14 protein-coding genes and 1 pseudogene are annotated in these 18,364 nt (G+C 73.5%); 12 read left to right on the top strand and 3 right to left on the bottom strand.

Translation table 11 applies throughout. The annotated features are described in order from the left end of the window. Positions 1-69: 69 nt before the first annotated feature. The 10 genes and pseudogenes from OG702_RS35510 to OG702_RS17695 form a co-directional block, all read left to right on the top strand. Positions 70-336: pseudogene (locus OG702_RS35510) on the top strand (DUF6457 domain-containing protein); the annotation flags it as partial. After that, on the top strand, positions 333-1,751 hold the full coding sequence (locus tag OG702_RS17735) for a molybdopterin molybdotransferase MoeA (RefSeq protein WP_327289865.1): 1,419 nt from the start codon (positions 333-335) through the stop codon (positions 1,749-1,751). The pseudogene OG702_RS35510 and the gene OG702_RS17735, both read left to right, overlap by 4 nt. Further along, positions 1,748-2,845 carry a potassium channel family protein gene (locus OG702_RS17730; RefSeq protein ID WP_327289864.1) on the top strand — a complete coding sequence of 366 codons (1,098 nt, stop codon included), beginning with the start codon at positions 1,748-1,750 and terminating at the stop codon, positions 2,843-2,845. Before OG702_RS17735 ends, OG702_RS17730 begins: the two co-directional genes overlap by 4 nt. Positions 2,846-3,031: 186 nt before the next feature. Then, the gene (locus OG702_RS17725; RefSeq protein WP_327289863.1) at positions 3,032-3,706 is read left to right on the top strand and encodes a hypothetical protein; all 675 of its coding nucleotides are present in this window, start codon (positions 3,032-3,034) and stop codon (positions 3,704-3,706) included. 183 nt (positions 3,707-3,889) lie between these two features. After that, positions 3,890-4,855 carry an NAD(P)H-quinone oxidoreductase gene (locus tag OG702_RS17720; RefSeq protein ID WP_327289862.1) on the top strand — a complete coding sequence of 322 codons (966 nt, stop codon included), beginning with the start codon at positions 3,890-3,892 and terminating at the stop codon, positions 4,853-4,855. Between the two features lie 595 nt (positions 4,856-5,450). Further along, entirely contained in the window at positions 5,451-5,819 is a 369-nt protein-coding gene (locus OG702_RS17715) for a hypothetical protein (protein WP_327289861.1), read from the top strand. A gap of 318 nt (positions 5,820-6,137) precedes the next feature. Continuing rightward, complete coding sequence (locus tag OG702_RS17710) at positions 6,138-6,818, top strand: PadR family transcriptional regulator (RefSeq protein WP_327289860.1); 681 nt, start codon at positions 6,138-6,140, stop codon at positions 6,816-6,818. Positions 6,819-6,910: 92 nt separating this feature from the next. Further along, on the top strand, positions 6,911-7,747 hold the full coding sequence (locus tag OG702_RS17705; protein WP_327289859.1) for an ABC transporter ATP-binding protein: 837 nt from the start codon (positions 6,911-6,913) through the stop codon (positions 7,745-7,747). Positions 7,748-7,767: 20 nt separating this feature from the next. Then, positions 7,768-10,644, top strand: coding sequence for an ABC transporter permease (locus tag OG702_RS17700; RefSeq protein WP_442814456.1), 2,877 nt, complete (start codon positions 7,768-7,770; stop codon positions 10,642-10,644). Between the two features lie 45 nt (positions 10,645-10,689). Then, positions 10,690-11,250 (top strand): bacterial proteasome activator family protein, encoded by a 561-nt coding sequence (locus tag OG702_RS17695; RefSeq protein ID WP_327289858.1) that lies wholly within the window; start codon positions 10,690-10,692, stop codon positions 11,248-11,250. A gap of 107 nt (positions 11,251-11,357) precedes the next feature. Here OG702_RS17695 and OG702_RS17690 read toward each other — a convergent pair whose 3' ends face one another. Next, positions 11,358-13,067: a protein kinase domain-containing protein gene (locus OG702_RS17690; protein WP_327293267.1), complete on the bottom strand. Its 1,710-nt coding sequence runs from the start codon at positions 13,065-13,067 to the stop codon at positions 11,358-11,360. 274 nt (positions 13,068-13,341) lie between these two features. On the opposite strand from OG702_RS17690, the gene OG702_RS17685 reads away from it, so the two are divergent. Next, positions 13,342-14,943: a protein kinase domain-containing protein gene (locus OG702_RS17685; RefSeq protein ID WP_327289857.1), complete on the top strand. Its 1,602-nt coding sequence runs from the start codon at positions 13,342-13,344 to the stop codon at positions 14,941-14,943. 21 nt (positions 14,944-14,964) lie between these two features. Here the strand turns inward: OG702_RS17685 and OG702_RS17680 are convergent, their stop codons facing one another. Together OG702_RS17680 and OG702_RS17675 are read right to left on the bottom strand one after the other, a co-directional pair. Next, positions 14,965-15,999 carry a phosphotransferase gene (locus OG702_RS17680; RefSeq protein WP_327289856.1) on the bottom strand — a complete coding sequence of 345 codons (1,035 nt, stop codon included), beginning with the start codon at positions 15,997-15,999 and terminating at the stop codon, positions 14,965-14,967. A 95-nt stretch (positions 16,000-16,094) separates the two neighbouring features. Beyond that, a complete protein-coding gene (locus tag OG702_RS17675; RefSeq protein WP_327289855.1) occupies positions 16,095-16,757 on the bottom strand; it encodes a response regulator transcription factor in 663 nt (220 codons plus the stop codon). 419 nt (positions 16,758-17,176) lie between these two features. Here OG702_RS17675 and pdhA point away from each other — a divergent pair, with 419 nt between their 5' ends. Continuing rightward, on the top strand, positions 17,177-18,364 hold the full coding sequence (gene pdhA / locus OG702_RS17670; RefSeq protein WP_327289854.1) for a pyruvate dehydrogenase (acetyl-transferring) E1 component subunit alpha: 1,188 nt from the start codon (positions 17,177-17,179) through the stop codon (positions 18,362-18,364).

Genomic DNA, 18,364 nt, shown 5'->3' with positions numbered 1-18,364 from the left:
AGGGCTCCTGACGCCCGGCCACGGGAAAGCAGGGAAGTCCGAGGGGTGAGCCTGGGTGGCTTGTGCGGCCGGATCGGGGACCATGGGCGTGTGGTGGACGAATGGATCGCAGCAGCCAAGACCGAACTGGGCATCGACCTCGACGTGGACACCGGGGTCCTGCTCGACCTGGCACGTGACGCGGCGCACGGCGTCGCCAGGCCCGCCGCCCCGCTGACCACCTTCCTGGTGGGATACGCGGCGGCGCAGGCGGGCGGCGGACCCGAGGCCGTACGGGAGGCGGCGCGGAAGGCCGCTGACCTGGCGTTGCGGTGGACGGCGGAGTCCGGCGGATGAACGGTCCACGCGAGCGGGGCCGTCCGGGCGGCGCCGACGCCGCGGACCGGGCGCTCGACGACGCCGTGGCGCTGGCCAACGGCCCCGCGACGGCCCGCCCGGGCAGCCGGCAGCCCAGCACCGACCCTCTGGTCGTCGCGCTGGGACACGAGCCCGCGGGCGCCGGCCCGGCGCAGGCCAGGACCCGGGCCCGGCAGCGCCCGGACGCCGTCGCCTGGCCCGAGGCGCGGCGTCTGGCCCGCCGGGTCGGGCGCCGGCTCGACCCCCGGGCGCTGCCGCTCGGCGAGGACCTGCTCGGCATGGCGCTGGCGCGCTCGCTGACGGCGCTGACGGACCTGCCGTCGTTCGACTCCTCGGCCATGGACGGCTGGGCGGTCGCCGGTTCCGGCCCGTGGCGGCTGAAGGGCCAGGTGCTGGCCGGACAGCAGCGCTCGGCCGACGCCCTGCTCGGCGGCCACGCCGTCCGCATCGCCACCGGGGCCGTGCTCCCGCCGGGCACCACCGCGGTGCTGCGCAGCGAGCACGGCAGCACCCAGCTCAGGACCGACGGCGAGTGGCTGCACGTCCTGGCCTCGCACTCCGCACCCCGCGCGGGCCAGGAGATACGGCGCAAGGGCCAGGAGTGCCGCGGCGGCGAGGAGTTGCTGCCGGCGGGCGCGGTGGTGACCCCGGCGGTGCTCGGCCTGGCCGCGGCGGCGGGCTATGACGAACTGACCGTCACCATGCGCCCCCGGGTGGAGATCTTGGTGCTCGGCGACGAGTTGCTCGACCAGGGGCCGCCGCGGGCCGGCCGGGTGCGTGACGCGCTCGGCCCCATGCTGCCGTCCTGGCTGCGCGGGCTCGGCGCCGAGGTCACCTCGGTGCGGCGGCTGGTCGACGACGCCGGGACGCTGCACGCGGCCGTGGCGGCGAGCACCGCCGACCTGGTGGTGACCACCGGCGGCACGGCGAGCGGCCCTGTCGACCACGTGCACCCCGTGCTGGCGCAGCTGGGTGCCACGCTGCTGGTCGACGGGGTCGCGGTACGCCCGGGGCACCCGATGCTGCTGGCCCAACTGCCGGCCGGCGGCCTGCTGGCGGGGCTGCCCGGCAATCCGCTCGCGGCCGTCTCCGGGGTGCTCACCCTGGTCGATCCCGTGCTGCGGACGCTCGCCGGCCGCCCGGCTCCCGCTCCGTACGCGGCCCCGCTGACCGCGAACGTGCCCGGGCATCCGGTGGACACCCGGCTGGTCCCCGTCGTCTTCGACGACGAGTCGGCGGCGCGGCCGCTGCACTTCACCGGCCCGGCGATGCTGCGCGGCCTGGCCGCCGCCGACGGTATGGCGGTGATCCCGCCGGGTGGCGCCCGGGCCGGTCAGGAGACGGCGGTGCTGGACACCGGGGCGCTGGCCCCGGCGTGGGGGAGCGGCGCATGACGCCCGGGGAGGGCGGCGGCGACCCACCGGATACCGATGCCGCCGAGGACCGGCCGCCCGCGGCGCCCGGCGCCCACCGGGTCGCCTTCCCGCGACCCGCGGCCGGCCCTCTGACGCAGGTCACCCGGCGCCTGGTGCTGGCGCTGCTGGTCCTGGCCGTCACCGTGGTGATCGTCTATACGGACCGGGGCGGTTACCACGACAACGCCGACGGCTCGGTGTCGTTCCTCGACGCCCTCTACTACTCCACGGTGACGCTCTCGACCACCGGCTACGGCGACATCGTCCCCTACAGCACGGGCGCGCGGCTGACCAACACCTTCCTGGTCACGCCGCTGCGGGTGATCTTCCTGATCATCCTGGTGGGCACCACCCTCGAAGTGCTGACCGAGCGGACCAGGGAGCAGTTCCGCCTCACCCGCTGGAGGAGAACGTTGGACGACCACGTGGTCATCGTGGGATACGGCACTAAGGGCCGGTCCACCGCGCGGACGCTGCGCGGGCGCGGGGTGCCGCCGCAGCGGATCGTGGTAGTGGACCCGGACCCCAAGGTGGTGCACGGGGCGACCGAGGAGGGCTACGTGGCGGTCACCGGGGACGCCACCCGCAGCGATGTGCTGCGGCGGGCAGAGGCGCAGCGTGCCCGGCAGATCGTCATCGCGACGCAGCGTGACGACACCGCGGTCCTGGTGACGCTGACGGCCCGGCAGCTGAACGCGGACGCGCACATCGTGGCCTCGGTCCGCGAGGAGGAGAACGCGCCGCTGCTGCGCCAGTCGGGCGCCGACGCGGTCATCACCAGCTCCGGCGCCGCAGGGCGGCTGCTCGGGCTGTCGGTACTCAGCCCGAGCGTCGGTCAGGTGATGGACGACCTGATCACGTACGGCAGCGGGCTGGACCTCGTCGAGCGGCCGGTGGCCGACTCCGAGGTGGGGCTGGCGCCGCGGGACGTCCGTGACCTGGTGGTGTCGGTCAAGCGCGGCTCACGGCTGCTGGACCACGACGACCCCGAGGCGGCGCCGCTGCGGGCCACCGACCGGCTGATCACCATCCGCCGGGCGACCGACGACCCGGCCGCCGCGCCGCTCGGCTGACCCGCCGGGCGTAATCAGCTGACATACCATCACATCGCCACATGCCAGGGGCACTTGCGTCTCGCATGATCGGCCGGTGGTGATATGATCACGCCGCTTGTCGGCGCTAGCCAAAGCGGGTAAGACGGACGGCAATCCGGTTGAGAGCGTAATCACTCCGAGGAGCACCATGCCGCAGTCGGGCATATGGAGCCGTTTCGATTTATCGACGCCTCGGTGCCGCTGCCGGCAGGACGAGTGCGATGCGACGGCATCGTCCACATCGGCGGATTCCTCGGGCTGAACGACCCCGAGCTCGCGCAGCGGTGCGAGCTGCTGCTCATCGCCACCGAGGGCTTCGCGACCTACGGCGGTCTGGCCGGACGCGACCTGGACATGGTGGCCCAGGGGCTGACCGAGATCACCGAGCCCGCCCATCTCGCCGAGCGGGCCGACATCGCCGGCCACCTCGCCCACCGGTTGCGCGCGGCGGGGGTCGACATCATCGAGCCGCCCGGCATGCACGCCCGCTACCTCAACGCCGGCCGCCTGCTGCCGCACATACCGCCCCACCACTTCCCCGGCCACGCCCTCGCCTGCCAGCTGTATCTGGAGGGCGGGATCAGGTCAGCCGAGCTGGGCTCGCTCTACCTCGGCGAGGAGGACGAGCACGGCAACCCGGTGAAGAGCGCGCCCTACGAGCTGGTCAGGCTCGCACTGCCGCGCCGGGTCTACACGCGCAGCCACTACGACCACGTCGGCGACACCCTGGCCAAGGTCGCCAAGCGTGCGGACAGCGTGCGCGGCTTCCGCATCGTGGACCAGTCGCCGATCCTGCGACACTTCCGCGCCACCCTTGAACCGGTGGCCGACGGGGGCTGACCCCGCAGCACCGCACCCCGCCCGCCTCGGCCCCGCCGGCGGACCGGGCGGGGTGCCGTGCCGTCGGGGTGCGACGGCCCGTCGCGGCCGGGCAGGGCGCGGGTCTTCGCGCTCCCGGGCGTCCCGGTGCGGTACGGGCACGGCACCGCGGGCCGGCGCCGGCCGCTCCCTTAGGGTCGTGGCATGCGTGCGATCACGATTCCCGAACCGGGCGGCCCCGATGCGCTGGTCCTGACGGAGGTGCCCGATCCCGATCCGGGCGCCGGCGAGGTGCTGGTCGAGGTCGCCGCCTCGGCCGTGAACCGCGCCGACATCCTGCAACGCCAGGGCCACTACGACCCGCCGCCCGGCGCCTCGCCCTATCCCGGCCTCGAGTGCTCCGGGCGGATCGCGGCCCTCGGCCCCGGCGTCACCGGCTGGTCGGTCGGCGACGAGGTCTGCGCGCTGCTCGCCGGGGGCGGCTACGCGGAGAAGGTCGCCGTCCCCGTCGGCCAGCTGCTCCCGGTGCCGGACGGCGTCGACCTCGTGACGGCCGCCGCCCTGCCCGAGGTGACCGCCACGGTGTGGTCCAACGTCTTCCAGGTCGCCCACCTCCAGCCGGGCGAGACCCTGCTGGTGCACGGCGGCTCCAGCGGCATCGGGACCATGGCGATCCAGCTGGGCAAGGCGGTCGGCGCGAGGGTGGCGACGACCGCGGGCAGCGAGCGGAAGCTGCAGTTCTGCCGCGACCTGGGCGCGGACGTCCTGGTCAACTACCACGAGCAGGACTTCGTCGAGGACATCGGCGGCCACGGTGCGGACGTCATCCTCGATGTGATCGGTGCTGCCTACCTGGCCCGGAACCTGGAGGCCCTGGCCGTGAACGGCCGGCTCGTCGTCATCGGCATGCAGGGCGGAGTGAAGGCCGAACTCAACCTCGGCAGGCTGCTCGCCAAGCGTGCCGCGATCGTCGCGACCAGCCTGCGGGCGCGGCCGGCGGAGGAGAAGGTGGCGATCGTCGCCGCCGTCCGCCAGCACGTCTGGCCGCTGATCGAGTCCGGCACCGTCCGCCCCGTCGTGGACAGTTCGGTGCCGCTGGCCTCCGCAGCCGAGGCCCACCGTCTGATGGAGAGCAGCGGGCACATCGGCAAGATCCTGCTCACGGTCTGACCGCGGCCGCGCCCGGCCGGGATGCCGGAAATGTCGCCTCGTGTGACGCTGAGACCACCGAGAGTCCGGCGGAGAGGCGATATGCGTGCGGTGGCCATCCGGCAGGCGAGCCCGACCGCGGGCCGTGGCGCACCCGGCCCGGGCGACCGCCGCCGTCCGCACCGCCGCCTCGCTGCTCCTTGCCGCAGCGGTGCTCGCGCCGGCCGGCGCGAGCCAGGCCGCCGAACCGCCGCCCGCCGCCCCGGTCCCGGCCGTACCGCGTGCGGCCGGCGGGGCGCCCGCGCCCGGGGGCGCAGCCGTCCCCGGTGCGGTCCGGCCGCCCGAGCCTCCGCCAGGGCGTGATCCCCGGCCTGGCGATCCGCCGCCTCCCGGGCCTGACCGGCCCGGGGGACCCGTGCGGCCCCCGCCGGCGAGGCCCCCCGGGACCGGACCCGCCCGCCCTGTCGTACCCCGTCCACCTGTCGTCACCGGCACGCCTGCCATGCCGTCACCTCCTTCGTCGCATTCGCCTGCCTCTTCCCGGCCGCCCGTGCAGCAGCCGCCCGGCCCCGCCCGGCCACCCGCCCCGGTCCGGACGCCGGACCACCCAGCGCCCGTGCCGACCCCGTCCGACTCCGGCGCGGGCGACACGCTGCTGCACCCCCCGGCCCGCCCGTCGGCGACCCCGTCCGCCGGGGCCACGGGCAGCGGACACCCCACCAGGAACACCTACGAGCATCGGCACTCCGTGCGTCACCACGGCCACAGCTACTCCGACCGGGCCACCTCGCTCGTGCCCGACGAGGAGCCCCGACCGACTCCGACCCTGCCCGCACCCACCGGCTCCGGAGTGGGTCGACAGGAACCGTCGGCCCCCTCCTACCAGCCCGGGCGGCGGGTCCTCAGACTGCTGCCGCTCGGTGCGGGGATGATCCTGGTCGGGCTGGGACTCGGCGTGCTCGGTCTGCGCCTGCGCCGTCCCTGACCGACGTCCCGCACTGCCCCCACCTCCCTGTCGACTCCTGCCGACTCCTGCCGACTCCTGCCGATTTCTTCCGCACCCGCTCGCGCCCGCCGGCCCGCCCGCGCTCGCACGCGTCCCGCGTGGGGGCGTCCGCGCTCGCAGGCGAGGGCCGGCGGCCCCGGTCCCTCGTGACTGTGAGTGACCGCTCACGTTCATGATTGCCTGCCGCGGGCCTCTTCGAACCTGCGGCATCGTTCGACCATCCGTTCGAGTGAAGAGTGGTGCGATCCCGCCGATCGGTCTTGCCCGCGCCGACCATACTCGGTATACATACTCAGTATGTCGATCCGTCACGGCCTGCTGGCCCTCCTCGAACGAGGTCCGCGCTACGGCTATCAGCTGCGTACCGAGTTCGAGTCGCGCACCGGTTCCACCTGGCCGCTCAACGTCGGGCAGGTCTACACGACCGTCGCCCGGCTGGAGCGGGACGGCCTGGTCGTCCCCGCGGGCGAGGACGAAGCGGGCCATGCCCTCTACGCCATCACCGAGGGCGGCAGGGACGAGCTGAGGCAGTGGTTCGCCACCCCCGTCGACCGGGCCAACCCCCCGCGGAACGAACTGGCGATCAAGCTCGCGATGGCGGTCGGCTCGCCCGAGGTCGACGTGCGCTCGGTCATCCAGGCCCAGCGCACCCACACCATCCGCGCGATGCAGGACTACACGCGATTGAAGGGCCAGGCGCTGGAGGCGGCGTCGCGCCGGCCGGGCGAGTTCGACCCGGACGACGTGGCCTGGCAGCTGGTCCTCGACCAGTTGATCTTCCAGGCCGAAGCGGAAGCGCGCTGGCTGGACCACTGCGAGACCAGGCTCGTCCGGCTGGCCCCGCAGGCCGCGGCCGACAGCAGGAAGGCACCGGCCGCCGATCCGGCCGACCCTGTCGACCCGGCCGGCGGCACACCGAAGCTCGGCGCCGCGCAGAACGGAGGACTGCGCGGCGCCCTCAGACGGCCCCGGCACTGACCACCCGGACCCAGCACCACCGCTCACCGCGTGACCAGAACGAACAGCCCGGCCCGAACGGTCCGGACCCGAAGCAGGGGGAAGCAGCTCTGATGACCACACAGCCCACTCCGCCGGCCGAGCCGCGCGACCCGTCGGACGCGGACGGCCGCGGCGCCCAGGCCGCCGCACACTCGTCCACAGCGCTCGCGGCGGCCGACCGCACCGGCCGGCCCATCCTCAGCCTCGAAGGGCTGACCCGGGTGCACGGCACGGGCGCGGCCGAGGTGCACGCGCTGCGCGGCATCGACCTGGACGTGTATCCGGGGGAGCTCGTCGCGGTGATGGGACCGTCGGGCTCGGGGAAGTCCACCCTGCTGACGATCGCCGGCGGCCTCGACCTGCCGAGCTCGGGGCGGGTGGTGGTCGAGGGCACCGATCTGACCCGGGCCAGCCGACGGGACATAGCGGCGTTGCGCCGCCGGAGCATCGGCTATGTCTTCCAGGACTACAACCTGATCCCGGCGCTCACCGCGGCGGAGAATGTCGCCCTCCCGCGCGAGCTGGACGGCGTCAGCAGCCGCAAGGCCCGCAGGGAGGCCATCGCCGCCCTGGAGGAGTTCGGGCTGCAGGAGCTGGCCGACCGCTTCCCCGACGAGATGTCGGGCGGCCAGCAGCAGCGGGTGGCGATCGCCCGGGCGCTGGTGGGCGACCGCCGCCTGGTGCTCGCGGACGAGCCCACCGGCGCCCTGGACTCGGAGACCGGTGACGCGGTGCTCGCCCTGCTGCGGTCCCGGTGTGACGCGGGGGCGGCCGGCGTCCTGGTCACCCATGAGCCGCGGTTCGCGGCCTGGGCGGACCGGGTGGTCTTCCTGCGGGACGGTTCGGTGGTCGACATGACGCTGCGCTCCTCCGCGGAGTCGCTGCTTGCGGGCGGAGCGGCACAGTGACCGGGCGGACACAGCCCGGTGTGCCAGGGTTCGGGCGGCTGCACGCGTGGCGTGCCGCGATCCGGATCGCCCGCAGGGACGCCGTGCGGTACAAGGGGCGCAGCCTGCTGGTGCTGGCGATGATCGCGCTGCCGATCATGGGTGTGAGCGCGGCCGATGTGACCATCCGCAGCTCGCAGCTGACGGCGGCCGAGAAGGCCACCAGGGACCTCGGCGCCGCCGACGCCCGTGTCAGTGACGCGGGCCAGGGCCCGCAGCCGGTGTATCAGGAGCCGGTGGGCGGCGGTGTCGTGGCCGTGCACAGCAAGGACGAGGGCACGGCCGCGGACGGCGGTCCGGCCGGCCCGGTGACCGGCGGGGACGGCGGGGCGGTCGATCCGCTGACCGCACTGCCGCCCGGGACGCGCCGGCTGAGGGACGCGTCCAGCTGGGCGCCGGTCAGGACGAAGTTCGGCCTGCTGGACGTCGAGGTACGGGAGCTGAAGGCGGCCGATCCGATGGCCGCGGGCATCGCCGACCTGGACCGGGGACGGTTCCCGGTGGCCGAGGACGAGATGGCCGCGACCAACGGCTTCCTCAAGTCCAGCGGCCTGCACGTGGGTTCGCGGGTGCGGGTGCGCGGCCTGGACCGGTCCTACCGGATCGTCGGCGCTTACGACGTGCCGAGCCGTCTGGACGACGAGCAGCTCAACGCGTTGCCAGGGGCGTTCATCCCGGCCTTCGAGGCCGTGCAGGACGCCGCGGACAAGGGGGTGGGGTCCGGCCCGGTGAGCTATCTGGTGTCGCTGAAGGGCGACTTCACCTGGGACATGGTGAAACGCGCCAACACCCAAGGTGTGGAGGTCGATTCGCGGGCTGTCCGGCTGCACCCGCCGGCCAGGGCGGACGTGCCGATCTACCGGACCGACTTCGGTGCCTCCTCGCTGGTCTACGGCGGCGGTGACGTGCGGGCCCAGGCGATCGCCGCGGGGGTGACCATAGGCGGACTGAGCATGCTGGAGATCTGCCTGCTGGCCGGTCCGGCGTTCGCGGTCGGCGCGCGCCGCTCGCGGCGCCAGCTGGGCCTGGTGGGTGCCAACGGCGGTGACCGCAGGCACATCAGGGCGATCGTGCTCTCCAGTGGCCTGGTGATCGGCGTGGCGGCGGCCGTGGTGGGCACGCTGCTCGGGGTCGCCGTCACCGCGCTGCTGCGCGGCACCCTGGAGGGCTACGTCGGCCAGCGGTTCGGCGGGCTGCGGCTGCGGCCGCTGGAGTTGGCGGGAGTGGGCGGGCTCGCCGTGCTCACCGGGGTGCTGGCGGCGATCGTGCCGGCGGTCAGCGCCTCCCGGCAGAGCGTGCTGGCCTCGCTGACCGGCCGGCGCGGGGTGCGCAGGGCCAATCGCGCCCTGCCGGTCGTGGGTCTCGCCCTGCTCTGCGTCGGTGTCGTCGTGGTCTTCTACGGCACGATGCACAGCGAGAGCAGTTACACGGCGGTGGCCGGCGCGGCGCTGGCGGAGCTCGGCCTGGTGATGATGACCTCGGCGATCATCGGGGTCTTCGGCCGGCTCGGCCGGTGGCTGCCGCTGTCCCCGCGGCTGGCGCTGCGGGACGCGGTGCGCAACCGGGGACGCACGGCCCCGGCGGTGGCGGCGGTGCTTGCCGCGGTGGCCGGCTCGGTGGCCGTCGCGACCTATGCGGCCAGCCAGGTGCAGGAGGACCGGCAGCTCTACACGGCACAGCTGCCGCGTGGCGAGGTCGCGGTCGGGGCGTACGGCGACGCCATCGGCGACCTCGGGCAGGTGCGAGCGGCGGTCGAGAAGAACTACCCGGTCACCGGCCGGGTGGACGTGTCCCGGATCTACGTCGGGGCGCCGTCCTGTGCCCAGCACCCGGGTGTGACGGGCTGCGGGCGGACGGAGGCGTTGATGCCGCCGGCGAACATCTGCCCGTCCTCCGGGCCGCAGGGGGCGCAGGGGCTGACCCTCGCCCAGCGCGAGGCGCTGGTGCACGACTGGCGGTGTGCCGTTCACGACCAGTCCTCCGCGATCTCCGTCGCCGACGGCGTGCTGGTCGGCGGACCGGGGGTGCTGCACGTGCTCGGCGTCCATGACGGTGACGCGGAGCGGGCGCTGGCCCGTGGCGAGGCGGTGCTGTTCGACCGGGCGTACGAGGACCACGGCACCGTGAAGATCAAGGTGATCGCCGATGTGACCAAGGAACCGCAGGACGGCACCGAGCCGCCGGGGAAGGTGAAGGCGCTGCCGGTCCACCTGGCGCCCGAGGACCGGCCCTACGGGGTGATGGCCGTCGTACCGCAGCGGGCGGCTGATTCGCTGGGCTTCCCGACCGCGCCCCTGGGTTCGTACTACACGACGTCCAAGATGCCGAGCGGGGCGCAGCGGCAGGCGCTCAACAGTGACGTGGCCAAGATCGGCACCAGGGCGCAGGTGCACCTGGAGCGGGGCTATGTCGGCAACGACGGCCTGATCCTGCTGGCGCTCATGCTCTTCGCCGGGGTGATCACGATCGGCGCCGCCGGGATAGCGACGGGGCTGGCGCAGACCGACGCGGAGCCCGATCTCAGAACGCTGGCGGCGATAGGTGCGGCGGGGCGGGTGCGGCGGACGCTGTCGGGCTTCCAGTGCGCGGTCGTCGCGGTGATGGGAGTCGTGCTGGGCTCGGCGGCGGGGGTGCTGCCGGCGATCGCCCTGCGGCGCGGGGAGCGGCACCAGCAGCTGCTCACGTACCAGCGGTCCGTCCGGTCGGGCTGGGGCGATCTGCGGGTGCCGAACGTGCCGGTGGTCGTCCCGTGGGGGACGCTGGGGATGCTGGTCGTGCTGGTGCCGCTGGGCGCGGGACTGCTGGCGGCGCTGGTCACCAGGTCCCGTCCCGAGCTCGGCAGACGGGCCGAGGGATGAGGGGGCACGGGCCCGGCCGGGACGGGGGTGCGGGACAATGGAAGTATGGAGATGCCGATGAACGAACGGTCCCCGGAGAGCTCGCAGAATCAGCAGGTCCTGGTGGTCGGGCCGGACGGAATGGCCCTGGGGGGGTCGCCGGGCGGTGAGGGCGAGCACGCCCGCGAGATCCCGGTGACGGAGATGGTCGAGCAGCCGGCGAAGGTGATGCGGATCGGCAGCATGATCAAGCAGCTCCTGGAGGAGGTGCGGGCGGCACCTCTGGACGAGGCGAGCAGGGTGCGGCTCAAGGAGATCCACGCCAGCTCGGTGAAGGAGCTGGAGGCCGGTCTCGCGCCGGAGCTGGTGGAGGAGCTGGAGCGGTTGTCGCTGCCGTTCACCGACGACAGCGTGCCGAGCGAGGCGGAGCTGCGGATCGCCCAGGCGCAGCTGGTGGGTTGGCTGGAAGGGCTCTTCCACGGCATCCAGACCGCGCTGTTCGCCCAGCAGATGGCGGCGCGGGCACAGCTGGAGCAGATGCGGCGCGCGCTGCCGCCGGGAGCGCTCGGCCACGACGAGGAGCAGGAGGCCGGTCAGCCGACGTCACGCTCGGGCCCGTATCTCTAGACCGCCTCTGTCGCGAGGGCCTGACCAGCCGGCCGCCGCGCCACCGGCGGTGGCCGCCCGCGGAACCGCCCCCCCGGCGCTGGTCCCGGCTCGCGCCGGGACGGGGATCAGCTGGCGCCCTTGCCCGTGGACACCCAGATGGTGATCTTCTGGCCGGAGTTGATGTCGAAGTCGTCCAGGGACTTCGGTGACTGCGAAGTGATGGTGCCCTTGCCCCACTGCTGCTCGTCCATGTCCCTGATCTCGTAGGGCCAGTTGGCGGCCTTCATGCAGGCCACCGCCGAGTCCACGTAGATCGAGGTGAAGTCGGGCATCGTCATCAGGTTGGGCTTGCCCGGGTTGATCAGGTCGTTGTGTGCCTTGGTGCACTCGGAGGTCTCGATGGTGCGGCTCTGGTCGCCCTCGATGATGCTCGCGGCCGGGCTGGGGGTCTGGGAGCCGGACGAGCTGACGGCCGGGTCGCCGGTCGGGTCGGTGACCGGGTCGTCGCCGCCACCGCCGGACATGGCGAGGAGGACCGAGACGACGACGATGACGGCCAGCGCCCCGACCGCCGAGCCCACGATCAGCGGGATGTTCCGCTTGCGACCGCCTCCGCCGCCGGGACCCCTGCCCATGCCGCCGCCGGGCGGCCTGCCGCCCAGGTGCTGCTGCGGCAGCGCCTGCAGGTGGGAGGGCGGCGGCGCGCTCATCCCGTACGCGGGGCTGGGCGGCGGGGTCCGGGTGCCACCCTGCTGCGGGTAGCCGTAGGCGGAGGGCGGCGGGCTGGAGGGGCCGAAGCCCTGGGGCTGCGGGGTGGGCGCGTACGGGGTGTGCAGCTGCTGCGGCGGGGTGGGCAGCGGTCCGGGTGCGGACGGGAAGACGGAGGCGCCGACGCCTTCGCCGCGGTTGCCGGCCGCCGGGCCGCCGGATATCAGCGGCATGGTGTCGCGGGAGGTGGCGGCCAGCACCCGGTCGGTCTCGTCGTGCATGGCGTCGGCAGTCGGGAAGCGCTCGGCCGGGTTCTTGCGCAGGGCGCGGGCGATCAGGGCGTCGACGGCCGGGGTGAGGGCGCGGTTGAAGGTGGTCGGCGCGGGCGGCGTCTCCTGCACGTGCTGATACGCCATCGCCAGCGGCGAGTCGGCGTCGAAGGGCAGCCGCCCGGTCAGCAGTTCGAAGAGCATGCAGCCGACCGAGTAGAGGTCGGAGCGCTCGTCGACCCCACGCCCCAGGGCCTGTTCGGGCGACAGATACTGCGGGGTGCCGACGACCATGCCGGTCTGGGTCATCGAGGTGACCCCGGACTGCATGGCACGCGCGATGCCGAAGTCCATGACCTTGACGGTGCCGCGCCGGGTGATCATCACGTTGCCGGGCTTGATGTCCCGGTGGACCAGGCCCATTTCGTGGCTGACTGCCAGCGCCGCCAGCACGTCGCCGGCGATCTTCAGCGCCCGGTCGGCGGGCATCGCGCCGTGCTGGGCGATGTCGGCGGCCAGGACGTCGCCGAGCGGTTTGCCCTCGACGTATTCCATGACGATGTAGGGGACGACCTGGCCGTCGATCGTGTCCTCGCCGGAGTCGAAGACCGACACGATGTTGGTGTGGTTGAGCTTGGCGACGGACTGGGCCTCGCGGCGGAAGCGCTCGCGGAAGGAGGGCTCGTGGCCGAGGTTGGTGTGGAGGGTCTTGACGGCCACCGGCCGGTCGAGCACGGTGTCGTGCGCCAGGTGGACGGACGCCATGCCGCCTTGGCCGAGCAGGTCGCGCAGTACGTACCGCCCGCCGCCGACCGAGCGCCCCGAGTACCCGCCGCCCTGCGTGGCGTCCCCGCTCATCAGTACCGCTACCCCCATGAAGGTCCAACGGGGTGAGACACGTCCCCGAGCTTGCCCGCCAAGTCTGGTCGATCGCGCGTGCACGTCAAGTTCGTTGACCATCTCGTCACCTGACGCACGTCGGCCCGCACAGAGGCGGAAGTTCCGCAAGTATCCGGATCGGCCCGTCAAACGCGGGTAAGCGCACGGACACGGGCCATGGGCGGGTGCCGAAAAGCGGTACGGTGGCGCACCAGACGAAGCACGAGGCGATGGCGAACGACGGCGAGGACTGATGGTCGACCCGAACGAGACGGCCGACGCAAGCAGCGCGTCCACCGGGGCGCCGGAGGTTTCCGGCGAGTCCCCCGGGCAGTTGGGCGTGGGCGCCTTCGTCGGCGACGGCCGCTACCGGCTGACCGGGCGGCTGGGCCGCGGCGGCATGGCGGAGGTCTTCGCGGCCGAGGACGTGCGCCTGGGGCGGATCGTGGCGGTGAAGCTGCTCCGCAACGACCTGGCCGAGGACCCGATCTCCAAGGCCCGCTTCACCCGCGAGGCCCAGGCCGTCGCGGGCCTGAACCACCACGCCGTCGTGGCCGTCTACGACTCCGGCGAGGACCGCACGCCCACCGGCACCGTCTCCTACATCGTGATGGAGCTGGTCGAGGGCCACACGATCAAGGACCTGCTGAACGGCCCGACCCCGCCGCCGATCGACCAGGCGCTGCTGATCGTCTCGGGTGTGCTGGACGCGCTCGCGTACAGCCACCAGCACGGCATCGTGCACCGGGACATCAAACCGGCCAACGTGATCATCACCACCGGCGGCGCGGTCAAGGTCATGGACTTCGGCATCGCCCGCGCCCTGCACGGCGCCGCGAGCACGATGACGCAGACCGGCATGGTGATGGGCACCCCGCAGTACCTCTCGCCCGAGCAGGCGCTGGGCAAGTCCGTGGACCACCGCAGCGACCTCTACGCCACCGGCTGCCTGCTCTACGAGCTGCTGGCGCTGCGCCCGCCCTTCACCGGCGAGACCCCGCTGTCGGTGGTCTACCAGCACGTCCAGGACGACCCGCGGGTCCCGTCCCAGGTCAGCGACCGGGTGCCGCCGGAGCTCGACGGCATGGTGCTGCGCGCGCTGGCCAAGCAGCCGGAGGACCGCTTCCAGAGCGCCGAGGAGATGCGCGGCGTCGTCGGCTACGCGCACCAGACGCTGGCCCAGCAGGGCGGCTGGACCGGCGGCATGTGGAACACCGGTGTGGTGACCGCGGTCATGCCGCAGTCGCAGCGCCCGGGCGGGCCCGGCCCCGGCGGCTACCGCCCCGACGGGAGCGGCAGCACCGCCGAGCTGGGCCTGCCGCTGCTCGCCGGCGACGTCGGCGGCGGCCTCGGCGGCAAGACCACCGGTTACGACGGCGGTTACGGCGGCGGCGGGCAGGCCTCCGGCGGCGGCCAGGGCGGCAACCGCTGGCTCAAGCCGGCCCTCTTCGCGGTCGCCGCGGTGCTTGCCGTGGTGCTCGGTGTGTACCTGGCGACGCTGCCGACCGGCGGCAGCGGCGGCACTCCCGCCGACAACCATTCCCCGACCCCGGTGGGCCATAGCGAGGCGCCGTCGGCCGACGAGCAGCCCTCGGAGGATCCGAACGAGGGGCCGACCGACGACACCGGCGAGGCGAGCACCGCGCCGACCACGCCGAGCTCGACCCCCTCGACGAGTGCCCCGCCGACCACCCCGCCCAGCACTCCGGCGACGACTCCGTCGGCGACGAAGCCGACCAGGCCCACGACGACGCCGCCGAGCAAGCCCACCACGCCGCCGCCGACCGACGACACGCCCAGCGCGCCGCCCTCCGGTGACAACGACACCCACGCCCCGGGCCTGGACGGCAACTGAGAGCTGAGCCGCCGCCGGCCGCTACCCGGCGAAGGCGTCGAGCACCGACTCGTACTCCCCCGTCCACCACACGGCCAGCGCCGAGGCGGCGGGGAAGAGCGGGTCGGAGCGGCGGTCGCGGCGCTCGTAGCGCCAGTGCAGCATCCAGAAGTCGTTGAGCCGCTCCCACCACACCCGGTGCACGGCGGCCGCGACCTCCGCCTCGCCCGCGCCGGAGGCGAGCCGGTACGCCCGGGCGTAGGCCCGGACCTTGCGCAGGTCGAGGCGGCCGTCCACCGGGTGGACGAAGAAGATGGCGGCGGCCCTGACGGCCTCCTCGGCACGCGGCTGGACGCCGAGCCGGTCCCAGTCGACGATGGCGGCGGGTTCGTCGCCGCGGTAGAGCAGGTTGAGCGGGTGGAAGTCGCCGTGCACCCAGCCTTGGATGCGGCCGTCCGGCGCGGGGTCCGGCGGGCGGCGGTGGGCGTGCCGCCGCAGCAGGTCGCCGCGCTCGACCAGCCGGTGTTCGGCCAGGCCGTCGAAGTCGTCGTAGGGATGGCGGGCCCTGACCAGGGCGAGCAGCCGGGCGATGTCGGCGTGCGTACGGTCCGGGTCGGCGCTGGGCCGCGGGCCCGCGGCCGGCGGCGGCTGGACGTGGGCGAGCCCGGTGTGCACCCGGCCGAGCAGGGTGCCGAGCCGCCGGGACTGCCCGGCGGTCAGCTCGGTGCCCTCGCGGTGGGTGCCGTCGATCCACGGGAAGAGGGCGTAGCCGTATCCGCGGTGCAGCGTCACCGTGCGGCCGTCGGCGTCCGGCAGCGGTGCCGCGGCGGGCAGGCCGAGCCGGGCCAGGCCCCGGGTGGCGCGGTGCTGGCGCACGATGAGAGCGGGCTCCGCGGTGTCCGGGGAGAGGTACTGCTTGAGGAAGTACCGGCCCCTGGTGGTGGTCACCCGCCACCCGCGGTTCAGCAGTCCCCGGGGGACTGCTTCGCAGGTCAGCGGCTCCCCCGCGCTTTCGTACCGATGCAGCAAGGCGGTCAGCGAAGCCCGCTCGTGCGGCTCCGTCGCCGTGCCCGTCACGTGCCACAGAGTAGATCACCAAAGGGGGCCGTTCGGGCGGGGTGGCGCCACCCCACCCCGACCTGCTAAGGGCACCCTTATGCCGACTACGGCCGTTATGGCACCGGCTTCGTCACTCGCGCCGCATAGGCCTCCGCCTGCGTCAGGCGCTCCATGCCGAGCTTCGCCAGCATCGCGGACATCGACTTCCTGACGGCGCTCTCCGCCAGCCCGGTCTGCTCGCCGATCTCGCGGTTGGTGAGCCCCTCGCCGATCAGGTCGAGCAGCCGCCGCTCCTGGCCGGTGAGGTCGCCGAGCCGCTCATCCTGCTCGCTGCGGGCGCCGCCGTCCCTGAGCCGCTCGATCACCTGGGCGGTGGCGGCCGGATCGAGCAGCGAGTGGCCGGCGGCGACCTCGCGTACGGCGCTGATCAGGTCGTCGCCCCTGATGACCTTGGGGACGTAGCCTGCCGCGCCTGCCATGACCGCGTCGAAGAGTGCCTCGTCGTCCGCGAAGGACGTGAGCATCAGGCACTTCACCGACTCGTCGCGCGAGCGGATCTCGCGGCAGGCCTCGACGCCGCTGCCGTCCGGCAGCCGTACGTCCAGCACGGCGACGTCGGGATGCGCGTCGGGCACCCGGTCCATCGCCTCGGTCGCGCTGGCCGCCTCGCCGACGATCTCGATCGACGGATCGACCGACAGCAGGTCGTTGACGCCGCGGCGCACCAGTTCGTGGTCGTCCAGTAGGAAAACCCGTATATGTCCGTTTTCACTCACGTGCCCAGCCTCGCACCCCGCGCGCCGGTCTGCCTCCCGCGGACCCGGCGCACCCCCGGGCGGCCCCTTACGGATGTCCGGCATCCGAGATACGGTGCCGTTGTCCCGGTGGCCTGCGACAACAGGTCGACCGGCAGGCCGGCGACGGCCGGGCCGGCTGCCCGGAAAGCGCCGCGCCCGCGTACTTACTAGGAAATCCAAGCAAAACCGCAGGTCGGACGGCTTCGCGCGAATGCGGGACTTCTGGGTAACGTCTGTGTTGCAGGCCATCCGCCGGGACGCTGTCACGCCTGGTTCGGCCATGCCGCACACACCCCGTGCGTCCCGCCGGACCAGGTGCGCCGCCCCCCGATCACGTGGGGGAGGCCCCATCCTGCTCCCCGGCAGATCCCGGGGGCCGGACAGACGGAGGAGCGAACGTGAGCGTGAAGAGCACTGCCGCTGGGGGTGCCCCCGCCAAAGGCAGGGGGCGGACGACCCGCGCAGCCGTCGCGAAGCGCGGTAGCGGAGAGCCGGGGCTCGTACAGCTGCTGACCCCCGAGGGCGAGCGGGTCGAGCACGACGACTACGCGATCGACCTGACGCCGGAAGAGCTGCGCGGCCTGTACCGCGACATGGTGCTGACCCGGCGTTTCGACGCCGAGGCGATCACCTTGCAGCGGCAGGGCGAGCTGGGCCTGTGGGCCTCGCTGCTCGGCCAGGAGGCCGCGCAGATCGGTTCCGGGCGCGCCACCAGGCCCGACGACTACGTGTTCCCGACGTATCGCGAGCACGGCGTGGCCTGGACGCGGGACGTGGACCCGCTCAACCTGCTGGGGATGTTCCGCGGTGTGAACCACGGCGGCTGGGACCCCAACGAGAACAACTTCCAGCTCTACACCATCGTCATCGGCTCACAGACGCTGCACGCCACGGGTTACGCCATGGGGGTGGCCAAGGACGGCGCCGACGCCGCCGTGATCGCCTACTTCGGCGACGGCGCCTCCAGCCAGGGCGACGTGGCCGAGGCCTTCACCTTCGCCGCGGTGTACAACGCGCCCGTGGTCTTCTTCTGCCAGAACAACCAGTGGGCCATCTCCGAGCCGACCGAGAAGCAGTCCCGGGTGCCGATCTACCAGCGCGCGGCCGGCTTCGGCTTCCCCGGCGTCCGGGTCGACGGCAACGACGTGCTCGCGGTGCTCGCCGTCACCAGGGCCGCCCTCGACCACGCCCGCAGCGGGCAGGGGCCGATGCTGGTCGAGGCGTTCACGTACCGGATGGGCGCGCACACCACGACCGACGACCCGACGCGCTACCGGCGCGACGAGGAGCGCGAGGAGTGGGCGTCCAAGGACCCCATCGCCCGGCTGAAGACCTACCTGGAGCGCGAGGGCATCGCCGACGAGGCCTTCTACGCGGAGATCGACGCGGAGAGCGACGCGCTGGCCAAGCGGGTGCGCGAGGGCGTGCGGAACATGCCGAACCCCGGCACCATGGCGATCTTCGAGAACGTCTACGCGGACGGCAGCGCGCTCGTCGACGAGGAGCGCGCGCAGTTCGCCGCATACCTGGAGTCCTTCGACACCGGGGACACGACCGTGGGCTCGACCGTGGGAACGGGGCACTGA

The organism is Streptomyces sp. NBC_01198, from assembly GCF_036010485.1.
In the GTDB taxonomy this organism is placed as follows: domain Bacteria; phylum Actinomycetota; class Actinomycetes; order Streptomycetales; family Streptomycetaceae; genus Actinacidiphila.
The sequence above is the reverse complement of the archived record's forward strand: the minus strand, read 5'-3'. Positions and strand labels throughout refer to the sequence as shown.

Excerpts from the sequence above, each read along its gene's own strand:
- OG702_RS17690 (WP_327293267.1), bottom strand. The coding sequence starts at position 13,067 with ATGAGCGGGGACGCCACGCAGGGCGGCGGGTACTCGGGGCGCTCGGTC.
- OG702_RS17725 (WP_327289863.1), top strand. The coding sequence starts at position 3,032 with ATGGAGCCGTTTCGATTTATCGACGCCTCGGTGCCGCTGCCGGCAGGA.
- OG702_RS17720 (WP_327289862.1), top strand. The coding sequence starts at position 3,890 with ATGCGTGCGATCACGATTCCCGAACCGGGCGGCCCCGATGCGCTGGTC.
- OG702_RS17710 (WP_327289860.1), top strand. The coding sequence starts at position 6,138 with ATGTCGATCCGTCACGGCCTGCTGGCCCTCCTCGAACGAGGTCCGCGC.
- OG702_RS17705 (WP_327289859.1), top strand. The coding sequence starts at position 6,911 with ATGACCACACAGCCCACTCCGCCGGCCGAGCCGCGCGACCCGTCGGAC.
- OG702_RS17735 (WP_327289865.1), top strand. The coding sequence starts at position 333 with ATGAACGGTCCACGCGAGCGGGGCCGTCCGGGCGGCGCCGACGCCGCG.
- OG702_RS17695 (WP_327289858.1), top strand. The coding sequence starts at position 10,690 with ATGGAGATGCCGATGAACGAACGGTCCCCGGAGAGCTCGCAGAATCAG.
- OG702_RS17730 (WP_327289864.1), top strand. The coding sequence starts at position 1,748 with ATGACGCCCGGGGAGGGCGGCGGCGACCCACCGGATACCGATGCCGCC.
- OG702_RS17685 (WP_327289857.1), top strand. The coding sequence starts at position 13,342 with ATGGTCGACCCGAACGAGACGGCCGACGCAAGCAGCGCGTCCACCGGG.